Source organism: Pseudomonas sp. N-137 (assembly GCF_034555295.1).
GTDB lineage: Bacteria > Pseudomonadota > Gammaproteobacteria > Pseudomonadales > Pseudomonadaceae > Aquipseudomonas > Aquipseudomonas rhizophila.
Window position 1 is genome coordinate 74,990 of the sequence record NZ_JAXUDQ010000029.1, and the last position, 11,818, is coordinate 86,807.

Annotated in this window: 16 protein-coding genes; 10 read left to right on the plus strand and 6 right to left on the minus strand. The window is 63.0% G+C overall.

Annotated features, from left to right (window positions below):
* The first annotated feature begins 31 nt into the window (after nt 1-31).
* Entirely contained in the window at nt 32-1,003 is a 972-nt protein-coding gene (locus T3A99_RS20130) for an EamA family transporter (RefSeq protein ID WP_107322307.1), read from the plus strand.
* A 56-nt stretch (nt 1,004-1,059) separates the two neighbouring features.
* Here T3A99_RS20130 and T3A99_RS20135 read toward each other — a convergent pair whose 3' ends face one another.
* The 3 genes from T3A99_RS20135 to T3A99_RS20145 are packed head-to-tail and all read right to left on the minus strand — an operon-like array spanning nt 1,060 to nt 3,524.
* The gene (locus T3A99_RS20135) at nt 1,060-1,692 is read right to left on the minus strand and encodes a DUF5074 domain-containing protein (protein ID WP_107322306.1); all 633 of its coding nucleotides are present in this window, start codon (nt 1,690-1,692) and stop codon (nt 1,060-1,062) included.
* Nucleotides 1,693-1,726: 34 nt separating this feature from the next.
* Nucleotides 1,727-2,953 carry a helix-turn-helix domain-containing protein gene (locus T3A99_RS20140; RefSeq protein WP_107322305.1) on the minus strand — a complete coding sequence of 409 codons (1,227 nt, stop codon included), beginning with the start codon at nt 2,951-2,953 and terminating at the stop codon, nt 1,727-1,729.
* Between the two features lie 37 nt (nt 2,954-2,990).
* Nucleotides 2,991-3,524, minus strand: coding sequence for a cysteine hydrolase family protein (locus T3A99_RS20145; RefSeq protein WP_047227703.1), 534 nt, complete (start codon nt 3,522-3,524; stop codon nt 2,991-2,993).
* Between the two features lie 201 nt (nt 3,525-3,725).
* On the opposite strand from T3A99_RS20145, the gene T3A99_RS20150 reads away from it, so the two are divergent.
* Complete coding sequence (locus T3A99_RS20150) at nt 3,726-4,160, plus strand: GNAT family N-acetyltransferase (protein ID WP_076385461.1); 435 nt, start codon at nt 3,726-3,728, stop codon at nt 4,158-4,160.
* A gap of 178 nt (nt 4,161-4,338) precedes the next feature.
* Here T3A99_RS20150 and T3A99_RS20155 read toward each other — a convergent pair whose 3' ends face one another.
* The gene (locus T3A99_RS20155; RefSeq protein ID WP_322834732.1) at nt 4,339-4,689 is read right to left on the minus strand and encodes a hypothetical protein; all 351 of its coding nucleotides are present in this window, start codon (nt 4,687-4,689) and stop codon (nt 4,339-4,341) included.
* 143 nt (nt 4,690-4,832) lie between these two features.
* Here T3A99_RS20155 and T3A99_RS20160 point away from each other — a divergent pair, with 143 nt between their 5' ends.
* The 8 genes from T3A99_RS20160 (at nt 4,833) to T3A99_RS20195 (ending at nt 8,993) form a co-directional block, all read left to right on the plus strand.
* Nucleotides 4,833-5,093, plus strand: a complete 261-nt coding sequence (locus T3A99_RS20160) for a hypothetical protein (protein WP_047227706.1) — start codon at nt 4,833-4,835, stop codon at nt 5,091-5,093.
* Nucleotides 5,094-5,095: 2 nt separating this feature from the next.
* Nucleotides 5,096-5,431, plus strand: a complete 336-nt coding sequence (locus T3A99_RS20165; protein WP_322834733.1) for a DUF6388 family protein — start codon at nt 5,096-5,098, stop codon at nt 5,429-5,431.
* Nucleotides 5,432-5,522: 91 nt separating this feature from the next.
* Nucleotides 5,523-5,915 (plus strand): sulfurtransferase complex subunit TusD, encoded by a 393-nt coding sequence (tusD, locus tag T3A99_RS20170; protein WP_047227753.1) that lies wholly within the window; start codon nt 5,523-5,525, stop codon nt 5,913-5,915.
* Entirely contained in the window at nt 5,915-6,277 is a 363-nt protein-coding gene (tusC, locus tag T3A99_RS20175) for a sulfurtransferase complex subunit TusC (RefSeq protein WP_281459367.1), read from the plus strand. Before tusD ends, tusC begins: the two co-directional genes overlap by 1 nt.
* Nucleotides 6,277-6,570 carry a sulfurtransferase complex subunit TusB gene (tusB, locus tag T3A99_RS20180; RefSeq protein ID WP_316912932.1) on the plus strand — a complete coding sequence of 98 codons (294 nt, stop codon included), beginning with the start codon at nt 6,277-6,279 and terminating at the stop codon, nt 6,568-6,570. Before tusC ends, tusB begins: the two co-directional genes overlap by 1 nt.
* Entirely contained in the window at nt 6,567-6,902 is a 336-nt protein-coding gene (locus T3A99_RS20185; RefSeq protein WP_188251543.1) for a TusE/DsrC/DsvC family sulfur relay protein, read from the plus strand. Before tusB ends, T3A99_RS20185 begins: the two co-directional genes overlap by 4 nt.
* The gene (locus T3A99_RS20190) at nt 6,899-7,900 is read left to right on the plus strand and encodes a glycosyl transferase family protein (protein ID WP_274091061.1); all 1,002 of its coding nucleotides are present in this window, start codon (nt 6,899-6,901) and stop codon (nt 7,898-7,900) included. Before T3A99_RS20185 ends, T3A99_RS20190 begins: the two co-directional genes overlap by 4 nt.
* An 88-nt stretch (nt 7,901-7,988) precedes the next feature.
* Complete coding sequence (locus tag T3A99_RS20195) at nt 7,989-8,993, plus strand: glutathione S-transferase family protein (protein WP_322834734.1); 1,005 nt, start codon at nt 7,989-7,991, stop codon at nt 8,991-8,993.
* 139 nt (nt 8,994-9,132) lie between these two features.
* Here T3A99_RS20195 and cysG read toward each other — a convergent pair whose 3' ends face one another.
* Complete coding sequence (cysG, locus tag T3A99_RS20200) at nt 9,133-10,527, minus strand: siroheme synthase CysG (protein ID WP_047227713.1); 1,395 nt, start codon at nt 10,525-10,527, stop codon at nt 9,133-9,135.
* Entirely contained in the window at nt 10,528-11,808 is a 1,281-nt protein-coding gene (gene serS, locus T3A99_RS20205) for a serine--tRNA ligase (protein WP_047227714.1), read from the minus strand.
* Nucleotides 11,809-11,818: the final 10 nt, after the last annotated feature.

An 11,818-nucleotide genomic window follows, 5' to 3' on the forward strand; every position in this document is an offset into this window, starting at 1 on the left:
CTTCGGCGGCCTCCCTTTGAGACCCCCTGCCATGACCCGCTCCACGGCTGTACCTGACACCCCCACTCCGCTCCCTCGGCACCTCGCCGTGCTGGTTCTGCTGTGCATGGGATGTGCCTTCGCCGGCAACCATGTCGCTGCCAGGGCAGCATTTGATGACGGTGCCGGGGTCTTGCTGGCGATCCTGCTGCGCTCGGGCGGCACCTTGCTGGTGCTGGCCGCAATGGTGCTCTGGCAACGCCAGAACCTGCGCCTGCCGCAGGGGGTCTGGCGCTGGCAATTGGCTCTGGGGCTGTTGATTGCCGCCCAGAGTCTGTGCCTGTATTCCGCCGTGGCTCGGGTGCCGGTCGCCCTGGCGCTGTTGGTGGGCAATGTCTTTCCGATCCTCTTGGCGTTGCTGACCTGGGCACTCGGCGGGCCACGTCCGACCGCGCGCACTGCCGCGTTGATGGGCATGATTCTGGTTGGCCTGGTGTTCGTGCTGGAAGTACCGGCCCGGCTGTCGTCGCAAGAAAGCGTCGGCCCGCAATGGTTGCTCGGCGTGGGCCTGGCCTTCTGTGCCGCCTGCGTGTTCGCCTGCGCGCTATGGATCACCGATCACAAACTGTCCCAGGTGCGCGGTTCGGTCCGCAGCCTGCTGACCATTTTCATCGTGTTCAGCAGCGTCAACCTCGCCGGCCTGACCGGCGCCCTTCCCGGTGGCTTCGACCTGCCGGCCAGCAGCACCGGCTGGTTTGCCCTGGCGACCCTGGTGGTGCTCTATGGCACCGGGTTTATCGTGCTATTCATTTCCGTGCCCCGCCTGGACATGCCGCGCAACGCCCCGGTGATGAACATCGAACCGCTGGCGACCCTGCTGATAGGCTGGCTGGTGCTGGACCAGATGCTCAACCCGGGCCAGGTGATTGGCGGCGCGATTGTGGTCACCGGCATCGTGTTGCTGACTTATCGCAAGGTCGAGCGCATCAAAGCGCCGGTTGCCGAAGCCGCTGGACGCAGCTGAAACACATCAGCATCCATCGTCGCTGTGTGGGAGCAAAAGCTGCTCCCACACACGCTTCAGGCCGGCCGACGCACCGCCCTCACCTTCGCGCTATTGCCACCGCCGCAAAAGAACCGCTCGCCGCCGTCTGACTCAAGCCCCGACACGCCAATCCCCGGCGGCATGGTCACGCTTTCCAGCACTTCTGCGGTTTGCGGGTCGATGCGCCGCAGATCGCTTTCATCGTTTTCCCAGGTGCCGTGCCAGAGTTCGCCGTCGACCCAGGTCACGCCCGTGACGAAGCGGTTGGATTCGAGGGTGCGCAGGATCTTGCCAGTGGAGGGATCGATCTGGAGGATTTTGCGCGCCTTGTACTGGCCGACCCAGAGTGATCCTTCGGCCCAGGCCAGTCCTGAATCATCACCACTATTGGGCGCCGCAATGGTCGCCAGTACCTGGCCGTTGCGCGGGTCGATCTTGCGAATGGTGTCTCCGGCGATCTGGAACAGGTGTTCACCGTCAAAAGCCGTTCCGGCGTTTGCCGGAACGTCCAGCGAACGCAACGTCTGGCCGCTGGCCGGATCGAGGGCATGCAGCTTGTCGCCGGAAGCGAACCAGACGAGCTCGCCGTCATGACTGACACCATGCACGCAATCGACGCCGGGAAAAGGGCCGTATTCACGCAGGATCTGCGCATCTGAACGTTTCATCTTGCAAGCCTCCTCGTTGGGGTGTGACTGCATCCTAACCATCGGGCAGCAGCGCGGTGAGTAACAATACCGTCGTGAATCCGGGCAGCGGTGGCGCCAGCCAGCGACAGGCCCGCCCACGCCCGACCGACTGCACCTTGCCCGACGCGGCCAGCGTATCGAGGGCCCGTTGCACGGTGCGCTGGCTGGCATCCAGGGCCAGCGCCAGGGCGGAACTGGACCAGGATTGGCCATCGGCCAGCAACGCCAGCACTGCGGCGTGGGGCTCTTCTACAGGACGCGCCAGCACCACCACTTCGCCCTCCCTGCGCGGCACCAGGGCAAACCCACGCGGGGTCGCCGTCACCTCGGCCAGCGGGCGCAGCGCCACGCGCAAGCGCCCGACTTCAACACGCAGTCGGGCGCGATGGGAATCATCCGTCAGTTTCAAGCCAAAGGCCTGGGCAACGAGGGTTTCCCTGGACACATCGGCAGGCCAGGCTTGAGCCAATTGCCTGGCGAGGGTGAACAACACCGGGCGCCTGGCAAGAGAGATCCGCAGGCTCGCCCTGTTCACGCCATTGCGACATGCGTCCACCACCAACGCGTCGCTGGACAGGAGTGCTTCAACCTCCTCAAGGGTCAGCAAGCGCTCCTCGCCCCCTGCAATCAGACGCGCCGCCGGAGCCTGCAGGACGCGCCAGGCGCTTTCGACTTCGGCAGTCAGCGCGCCAATGCCGGCTTGTCGCGCAGCCTGGGTGGCACGTTCAAGTGCCGCCCGTGCGGTTTTCGTTCGTAACCGCCGCATGGCGATGCCCGCCACCACCAGTTCGCAAGCGGCTCTGGACGGCGGTGGAAGACAGCCCGGGTCAAGGTCAACCAGCCTCGCCTCGGCCTCGTCGAGATGGCCTAGCAGCAGTAAGCGGCGGATTTCGATTGAGCGTGCGTGGGCGACGTTCGTCCGGTCGCCCTGGCGTTCAAGCACCGCCCGCGCAGCCTCCAGGCGCTTCACCGGCCAAGCCAGATCACGGGACGCCAGGGCGATCTCCCCTTCGGCCACCACGCACCGCGCCTGTGCCACGGCCTCCCGGGGCCCGAAGGCCCGAGCCGCCCGCCGCATCAGCACCCTGGCCCGCTCCAGCTCGCCCAACTGCGCCATGGCAATGCCGCGAAGCGCCAAGGCCGGCGCATCGTCACGCAGGGAAACGCGATTGAGCGCGGCCACCGGATCCCCCGCCGCCAGTGCTCGTGCTGCGGCGCTGATCAACGCATCCGATGCCATCGTCCGGTTTCCCTCGCCACAGGTTTGGGTGTCGCGGTCAGAGACGGATTTCCCCCGCCGGCAGCACATCGATCCGCGACACCGCGCTGCTCAGGCGTCCCAGCCGGTTGTTGTGGTTGGCAATGATCTGCTCGGCCGCCATGCTGCCGTTGTCCACGGTGGAATGGGCGTCCGCGGCCAGCACCACGTCGTAACCCAGGGCATGGGCCTGACGTACGGTGGCGTTGACGCAATAGTCGGTTTGCAACCCGCAGATCACCACGCGATCAATCATCCGCGCTTGCAGCAGCGACAGCAGATCGGTCTGGTAGAAGGCGTCCGGCGTGGTCTTGCGTACTCGCAAGTCATCCGGTGCGGTCAACAGGCCGTCGGCCAGTTGCCAGGCGCTGGAACCATAAGTCAGCGCCCCCTCCAGCTCTTCGTGCTGGATCAGGATCACCGGCAAGCCGACGGCCCTGGCCCTGGCGCTGAGCTCGTTGATTGTCCGGATCATGCGTGGGCTGTCGAAACACTCCTCTTGGCCGCTGCACAGCGCGCTCTGGACATCGATGATCAGCAATGCGGTGTTCATGACGTTCCTCTTCAAAACGTGTTGGATCCCGACAACAGATTAACAACCTGGCGATCATTCCCTGTCGCGGATCGCGTCAAAACACTAGGCAGTATGGCCCGGTTTGCGTAGTACGCCTGTTCGCCGTCGCTTGGGTGACGCAAAAGCCAGGTTTGGGATAGGCTCGTGCGGCTCATCCCCCACCGCACAAGGACATTGCCGATGACGCTACGAATCGAACGTACGGACACCCCCACCGCAGAAGACCGCGAGGCGATCCTCGTCCCGCTGCGCGCCTACAACACGGCCAAGACCGGCGGGACGGTGCCTGAGTTGGTCGCCTGGCTGGTGCGCGACGAACACAGCGGCGAAACCGTGGGCGGGCTCTACGGTCGAGTGTTCTTTCAATGGTTTTATATCGAGTTGCTGGTGGTGCCGGAACAGGCCCGTGGCCAGGGCACTGGTTCGACGTTGATGCAGATGGCCGAAGACTTTGCCCGAGAGAAAAACTGCGTGGGCATGTGGCTGGACACCTTCGACTTCCAGGCGCCCGCGTTCTACAGGCAACTGGGCTTCACGGAAATCGGCCAGATCGACGATTACCCGCCGGGCCACCAGCGCTTCTTCTTCCAGAAGCGCCTGAGCCAGACCGAGTGAAATACAGGCTCTTGTGGACTTACTCGCGATAGCGGTGGGTCAGCTGCGGTGATGTGGGCTGTGCCGGCCTCATCGCGAGCAGGCTCGCTCCCACATGGGGTTGCGGGTGTTCACAGTATCTGCAAACGACACAAAAACCTGTGGGAGCGAGCCTGCTCGCGATAGCAGTGCAAGTGGTCTACAGACAAGTCGCCAACGCCGCCAACCGACGCTTGGCAACAAAGTCGTCATGCCGGGCGTAGTAGTTCAGCGCCGTGCCGGAAGCGCTGGTTTGCAGATCCACAAACGACTCGGCCGAGCGGGTGTACACGGTCATGCCACCCGTCTTGCCGGGTTGCAGATAGGCACCGGCATCGACGCCAAACGCAGCTTCGTCCTGCCAGGAAAACTGCACACACTCGGCCACCACCTGCTGCGGCTTGTCCGAAGTCAATGTCTTATAGGGTGCTTGAGTACGGGCCTGGTTCATCGCCGAACCCGCGCAGCCAACCAGCAACGTTGCGGCCACGGCCACCATCAGCATTCGCATTGCGTTCACTCATAGAGAAAAAAAACTGACTGTAGCACTGCGGCCTGGGCCTTCATGCTGCTTTACTGAAATTTATACGCGACACCGGGCGATGATTCGCGCAACCTGTCGCGCCATTGCCACTTGCCCGCGCGGAACAGCCCATGACACCCAATGCCGAGTTCTACAAACCCAGCACCGAATACGCTGACAAACTGATCAGCCAGATCGGCCAGACCCCGGCCTGGATCGCCAAGCGAATCGGTGTCACCGACAAGCGGATTCGCTACATCCTCGACGGCGAACGCACCGTCAAGGGCGAAACCACGCCGATACAGATGACCTACACCGAACAGTTCGCCCTCGAATGCCTGGCCGCTGCGGCCAAGGCCAGCAAGAAACAACCCCCGGCACCCAAGGAGTGACCATGGCGGCAACCGAACAGCAACATGAACGAGCGCTGGACAAATTTCTCGATGAACGCCCCGAGCTGCGCGTCGAGCTGGACAACCTCAACCCGCTGTTGGCCCAGGCCAAGGGCGAGACCGCCGCGCAATATCGCGCCGAGCGCTTGCATGAAGCATTCGAAGCCGAGGCTGAGCATCAGGGCCTGTTCGCTTGGGAACTGACCCTGCAACTGACCGCCACCTCGCCCCAGGACTATGAAAACCAGCGCATGGAAGTCCACAAGGAGGTGGCGCAGATGGCGGGGATGGAGTGGGCGGAATATTGCGAGTTGAATGGTCTCAAAAACCAAGGCTGAGTACTTCCTGTGGCGCTCGCCCCTTTCCTGGCAATCGCCCCCCCGTCCATAAAGCTTTATCATGGCCGCAGTTTTGCTGATCGGGTCTGTCATGAAGTTTGCCATCGCGTTGTTTTCCGCCGCCCATGCGCCCTCCTCGCGCCGCGCCCTGTTGTTTGCCCAGGCCGCGCTGGCCGGTGGGCATGAAATCGTGCGGCTGTTCTTCTATCAGGATGGCGTCTATAACGCTGCCGACAGCCTCGTAACGCCCCAGGATGAACAAGATCTGCCCCGACAGTGGCGCGCCTTTGTCAGCGACAACCAGCTCGACGGCGTGGTTTGCATCGCAGCGGCGTTGCGCCGTGGCGTGCTGAACGATGAAGAGGCCCAGCGCTACCAGCGTTCGGCGGTCAGCGTCAGTGCGCCCTGGGCCTTGTCCGGCCTGGGCCAGTTGCATGATGCGATCCAGGACGCCGACCGCTTGATCTGTTTTGGAGGCGCGTAATGGCCAAATCCTTGTTACTCATCAGCCGCCAGGCTCCCTGGTCGGGCCCCGGGGCCCGGGAAGCGCTGGACATCGTGCTGGCCGGCGGCGCGTTCGACCTGCCCATCGGCCTGCTGTTCCTCGACGACGGCGTCTTTCAGCTCGCCAACGGCCAGAACGCCAAGGCGCTCCAGCAAAAGGACCTGAGCGCGAACTTGCAGGCGTTGCCCATGTTTGGCGTCGAGGACCTCTACGTCTGCGCCGACAGTGCCGCCGAACGTGGCGTCGCAACCGCTGCCCTGGCGCTGGACGAGCTGAAAATACTCAGCGCGCCGCAGATCGCCGCGCTCATTGATCGTTATGACCAGGTGATCACCCTCTGATGTCGACTTTGCATGTGTTGTCTCATTCCCCCTTCGGCGATAGCCGCTTCGCCAGTTGCCTGCGGGTACTGGGCGAGCAGGACGCACTGCTGCTGTGCGGCGACGCGACATACGCCTTGGGAGCCGCCGCGGTGCCGTTTGCAGAACTGCAGCGCAGAGGCCTGAAGCTTTTCGTGCTTGGCGAAGACGCACAAGCCCGGGCCCTGGACATTCCGCAATGGGCCGAGGCCATCGACTACCCGGCGTTCGTCGCGCTGTCGGTCCACCATGACAAGGTCAACACCTGGTTATGAACGTGCTGAACGTGGGCCAACGCGCCATTGCGCTGGACAAGGACGGCTACCTGGCCGATCTCAATGACTGGTCGGCCGAAGTCGCCACAGCCCTGGCGGCCGCCGAAGACATCCAGTTGGGCCCTGAACACTGGGAAGTCCTCGAACTGCTGCGCGGCTTCTACAACGAATTCCAGCTCTCCCCCGCGACCCGGCCGCTGATCAAGTACACGGCGCTGAAACTGGGCGCCGACAAGGGCAACAGCCTGCACCTGAACCGATTGTTCAAAGGCACCCCCGCCAAACTCGCCGCCAAGCTGGCGGGCCTGCCCAAACCGACGAACTGCTTATGACCGACTTCCCATCGCTGACCCTTGAGACCCCGGCCGAACATCCGTTCGCCCAATTCGTGCGCATCCTCGGCAAAGGCAAGCGCGGCGCCCGTGACCTGACCCGCGAAGAAGCGCGGCAAGCCATGGGCATGGTGCTGGACGAGCAAGTCGAGGACACCCAGCTCGGCGCCTTCCTGATGCTATTGCGGCACAAGGAAGAAAGCGCCGAAGAAATGACCGGTTTCACCCAAGCCTTGCGTGAGCGCCTGCAGACCCCAGCGTTGGCGGTGGATCTGGACTGGCCGACCTACGCCGGCAAGAAGCGTCATTTACCGTGGTACCTGCTGGCGGCCAAATGCCTCGGGCAGAACGGTGTGCGGATTTTCATGCATGGCGGCGGCGCGCATACGGCGGGCCGGCTCTACACCGAACAACTGCTTGGCTTCCTGAACATCCCCCTGTGCCGCGACTGGCAGCAGGTTGGCGCAGCGCTGGACGACGGTGGCCTGGCCTTCATGCCATTGGTGGACTGGGCACCGCAGATGCAACGGATGATTGACCTGCGCAACACCCTGGGCTTGCGTTCACCGATCCATTCCCTGGCGCGGATCCTCAACCCCCTGGGCGCCCGTTGCGGGCTGCAAAGCATTTTCCATCCGGGCTACCAGGCGGTCCACCGCGATGCCAGCGGTTTGCTGGGAGACACCACCATCGTGATCAAGGGCGACGGTGGCGAGATCGAGATCAACCCGGACGCCGACAGCCACCTGTATGGCACCCGCGACGGTGTGAGCTGGGATGAGGAATGGCCGCGACTGGCCGAACAGCGCCACGTCAAACCGCAAAGCCTCGACCCTGAGCACCTCAAAGCCATCTGGCGAGGCGATGTTGAAGACAGCTACCCGCAACTGGCGCTGATCGCCACCATGGCCCTGGCCTTGCGCGGCCTGGGTCTGGCTCGGGAAGACGCGTTAGAGCAAGCCCGCCAATACTGGGCCGCGCGGGATCGATCGATTTAACCGATCATCAACGCCCAACCTTTGCGCTTTTTGTTCGAACCTATGGGAATAGACTCCTCTCCAACGTTTATTGGTAGAGGAGATCGAGATGGGTTTGTTAGTCGAAGGTCGCTGGCAGGACCAGTGGTATGAAAGCAAGGACGGCACCTTCCAGCGTGAACAGGCGCAACGCCGCCATTGGATCACCGCCGACGGCAGCGCCGGCCCCACGGGCGACAGCGGATTTGCCGCCGAGTCCGGGCGCTACCATTTGTATGTATCCCTGGCCTGCCCCTGGGCCCACCGGACGCTGATCTATCGCAACCTCAAAGGCCTGCAAGACCTGATCGATGTCTCGGTGGTCAGCTACCTGATGCTGGAAAACGGCTGGACCTTCGACAAGCGTCAGGGCTCCACTGGCGACAAACTCGATCACCTGGATTTCCTGCACCAGCGCTACACCGCCGATACGCCGCACTACACCGGTCGCGTCACCGTGCCAGCGCTGTGGGACAAACGGCAACAACGCATCGTCAACAACGAATCAGCGGAAATCATCCGCATGTTCAACAGCGCCTTCGACGGCTTGACCGGAAACGACCTGGACCTCTACCCTGAGCACCTGCGCAACGATATCGATGCATTGAACGAACGCATTTACCCGGCTGTGAACAATGGCGTGTACCGCGCCGGGTTCGCCACCACTCAGGCGGCCTACGAAGAAGCGTTCGATGGTTTGTTCGCTGAGCTGGACCGCTTGGAAGCATTGCTGCAAACCCGACGCTACCTGGCCGGTGAATACCTGACCGAAGCCGATATCCGCCTGTTCACCACCATCATCCGCTTTGACGCAGTGTATTTCGGCCATTTCAAATGCAACCTGCGGCGCATTGCGGATTATCCGAACCTGTCGAACTGGTTGCGGGAGTTGTACCAGTGGCCGGGGATTGCCGAGACTGTGGACTTCACCCATATCCAGCGCCATTACTACGGCAGCCACAAGACCATCAACCCCAACGGAATCGTGCCCAAGGGGCCGGAGCAGGACTTCAGGGTTGCCCATGATCGGGAGCGGTTGAGTGGGAAAGGGATTTGGCGGGGGGTTGAGAACTGATCCAGGATCTTTGTTGATTCTGAAGGCCAATCGCGAGCAGGCTCGCTCCCATATGTGATCGTTGTTCAACCATGAATCTGCGGTTGTACACGATCACGGTGGGAGCGAGCCTGCTCGCGATTGGAGCGACACGGTCTGTCTAGACCTGCCCCTGAGCCCCTTCAAACCACGCCAGTTTCTCGCGCAGTTGCACCACTTCCCCAACGATCACCAGGGTCGGTGCATGAACCTCATGCTCGGCCACCATTTTCGGCAAATCTGCCAGGGTGCCGGTGAACACCCTCTGGTTGGAGGTGGTGCCTTGCTGGATCAGCGCCGCCGGTGTGTCCGCCGCGCGACCGTGCTTGATCAACTCGTCGCAGATGATCGGCAGCCCCACCAACCCCATGTAGAACACCAACGTCTGCGCCGGCGACACCAAGTCCGCCCACGGCAAGTCACTGGTGCCGTCCTTCAGATGACCGGTGATGAATCGCACCGACTGGGCATAATCGCGATGGGTCAGCGGGATCCCGGCGTAGGCCGCGCAGCCGCTGGCGGCGGTGATGCCCGGAACCACCTGGAACGGGATGCCATGGGCCGCCAGTTCTTCGATTTCTTCACCGCCACGGCCAAAGATGAACGGATCACCGCCCTTCAATCGCACCACACGTTTGCCTTGCCGGGCCAGATCGACCAATTGCTGGTTGATCTGCTCCTGGGGCACCGCGTGCTCTGAGCGACGCTTGCCGACGTAGATCCGCTCGGCGTCACGCCGGCACAGCTCAAGGATCGCCGGAGCCACCAGACGGTCGTAAAGCACCACGTCCGCCTGCTGCATCAGACGCAAGGCACGGAAGGTCAGCAGGTCCGGATCACCAGGGCCAGCGCCCACCAGATAGACTTCACCCGGTGCATTCGGCGCCTGGCCTGCAATCTTTTCACGCAACAGGCGCTCGGCCTCGGCGCCCTGCCCGGCCAACTGTCGATCAGCGATCGGCCCCTGGAACACCTCTTCCCAGAACGCCCGGCGTTGCTGCACATCCGGGAACAGCCCTTTGACCTGGCTGCGAAAACGCGCCGCCAGCCCGGCCAGTTGCCCATAGGTCGAAGGAATCCAGGTTTCCAGCTTGGCTCGGATCAACCGCGCCAGCACCGGCGCATCGCCGCCGCTGGACACCGCGATCACCAGCGGCGAGCGGTCGACAATCGCCGGGAAGATCACGCTGCACAGGGCCGGTGCGTCCACCACGTTGACCGGCACGCAACGCTTGTGGGCGTCGGCCGACACCTGGGCGTTGAGCGATTCGTCGTCGGTGGCGGCGATGATCAGGCCACAGCCGTCCAGGTCCGCTTCCACGTAGCCACGCAGGATGCATTCACCGCCGCTGCCACTGACCAGTTCCCGCAACTGCGGTTCGATATCGGGTGCGACCACCCGCAACAACGCGCCGGCATCGGCCAGCAGGCGAGACTTGCGCAAGGCAATCTCGCCGCCGCCGACCACCAGCACGCGGCTGCCGCGCAGGTTGTGGAACAGTGGCAAATAGTCCATTTAGCCGATGACCTCGATGCCGCCCATGTAGGGCTTCAACACCTCGGGCACACGGATCGAACCGTCGGCCTGCTGGTAGTTTTCCAGTACCGCCACCAGGGTGCGGCCCACGGCCAGGCCGGAGCCATTGAGGGTGTGGACCAGCTCCGGCTTGCCGGTTTCCGGGTTGCGGAAACGCGCCTGCATGCGGCGGGCCTGGAAATCGCCACAGTTGGAGCACGAAGAAATCTCGCGATACTTGTCCTGGCTCGGGATCCAGACTTCCAGGTCGTAAGTCTTCACCGCACTGAAGCCCATGTCGCCGGTGCACAGCGCCAGGGTGCGATATGGCAGCTCCAGCAGTTGCAAGACTTTCTCGGCGTTGGCGGTCAGGCTTTCCAGCGCTTGCATGGACACCGAGGGCTCGACGATCTGCACCATCTCGACCTTGTCGAACTGATGCTGACGGATCATGCCCCGGGTATCACGGCCCGATGCCCCGGCTTCACTGCGGAAACACGGTGTGTGGGCGACGAACTTGATGGGCAGTTGCTTGGCGTCGACGATCTCGCCAGCGACGATGTTGGTCAGCGACACTTCGGCGGTAGGGATCAGGTACAGGTCGGCCTCGCCTTCGCGGCTGATCTTGAACAGGTCTTCCTCGAACTTCGGCAACTGGCCAGTGCCCTGCAAGGCTGGCGCCTGAACCAGGTAAGGCGTGTAGGCTTCTTCGTAGCCGTGCTCGGTGACGTGCAGGTTGATCATGAACTGCGCCAGGGCGCGATGCAGACGGGCAATCGGCCCGCGCAACAAGGCAAAACGGGCGCCCGACAGCTTGGCGGCGGTTTCGAAATCGAGCCAGCCGAACTTCTCGCCCAGGGCGACGTGATCCTGCACCGGGAAATCGAAGACTTTGGGCGTGCCCCAACGGCGCACTTCGACGTTGCCGTCTTCATCTTCACCGACCGGGACCGATTCATGCGGCAGGTTGGGGATACCCAGCAGGATCGAATCCAGTTCGGTCTGGATCGCGTCCAGCTCGACCTTGCCGGCACTCAACTCACCCGCCATGCGCTCGACATCGGCCATCAGCGGTGCGATGTCTTCGCCGCGCTGCTTGGCCTGACCGATGGATTTGGAGCGCGCGTTACGTTCAGCCTGCAGGGCTTCGGTGCGGGTCTGGACGGTCTTGCGCTGTTCTTCCAGCGCTTCGATGCGCGCGACGTCCAGGGCGAAGCCACGGGATGCCAGGCGGTCCGCTACGTCCTGAAGGTTGCTACGTAACAGTTTGGAATCGAGCATGTCGGTCTCT

What these genes read in the sequence shown, in the direction of transcription:
- T3A99_RS20130 (WP_107322307.1), top strand. Translation starts at nt 32, where the DNA reads ATGACCCGCTCCACGGCTGTACCTGACACCCCCACTCCGCTCCCTCGG.
- T3A99_RS20135 (WP_107322306.1), bottom strand. Translation starts at nt 1,692, where the DNA reads ATGAAACGTTCAGATGCGCAGATCCTGCGTGAATACGGCCCTTTTCCC.
- T3A99_RS20140 (WP_107322305.1), bottom strand. Translation starts at nt 2,953, where the DNA reads ATGGCATCGGATGCGTTGATCAGCGCCGCAGCACGAGCACTGGCGGCG.
- T3A99_RS20145 (WP_047227703.1), bottom strand. Translation starts at nt 3,524, where the DNA reads ATGAACACCGCATTGCTGATCATCGATGTCCAGAGCGCGCTGTGCAGC.
- T3A99_RS20150 (WP_076385461.1), top strand. Translation starts at nt 3,726, where the DNA reads ATGACGCTACGAATCGAACGTACGGACACCCCCACCGCAGAAGACCGC.
- T3A99_RS20155 (WP_322834732.1), bottom strand. Translation starts at nt 4,689, where the DNA reads ATGCGAATGCTGATGGTGGCCGTGGCCGCAACGTTGCTGGTTGGCTGC.
- T3A99_RS20160 (WP_047227706.1), top strand. Translation starts at nt 4,833, where the DNA reads ATGACACCCAATGCCGAGTTCTACAAACCCAGCACCGAATACGCTGAC.
- T3A99_RS20165 (WP_322834733.1), top strand. Translation starts at nt 5,096, where the DNA reads ATGGCGGCAACCGAACAGCAACATGAACGAGCGCTGGACAAATTTCTC.
- tusD (WP_047227753.1), top strand. Translation starts at nt 5,523, where the DNA reads ATGAAGTTTGCCATCGCGTTGTTTTCCGCCGCCCATGCGCCCTCCTCG.
- tusC (WP_281459367.1), top strand. Translation starts at nt 5,915, where the DNA reads ATGGCCAAATCCTTGTTACTCATCAGCCGCCAGGCTCCCTGGTCGGGC.
- tusB (WP_316912932.1), top strand. Translation starts at nt 6,277, where the DNA reads ATGTCGACTTTGCATGTGTTGTCTCATTCCCCCTTCGGCGATAGCCGC.
- T3A99_RS20185 (WP_188251543.1), top strand. Translation starts at nt 6,567, where the DNA reads ATGAACGTGCTGAACGTGGGCCAACGCGCCATTGCGCTGGACAAGGAC.
- T3A99_RS20190 (WP_274091061.1), top strand. Translation starts at nt 6,899, where the DNA reads ATGACCGACTTCCCATCGCTGACCCTTGAGACCCCGGCCGAACATCCG.
- T3A99_RS20195 (WP_322834734.1), top strand. Translation starts at nt 7,989, where the DNA reads ATGGGTTTGTTAGTCGAAGGTCGCTGGCAGGACCAGTGGTATGAAAGC.
- cysG (WP_047227713.1), bottom strand. Translation starts at nt 10,527, where the DNA reads ATGGACTATTTGCCACTGTTCCACAACCTGCGCGGCAGCCGCGTGCTG.
- serS (WP_047227714.1), bottom strand. Translation starts at nt 11,808, where the DNA reads ATGCTCGATTCCAAACTGTTACGTAGCAACCTTCAGGACGTAGCGGAC.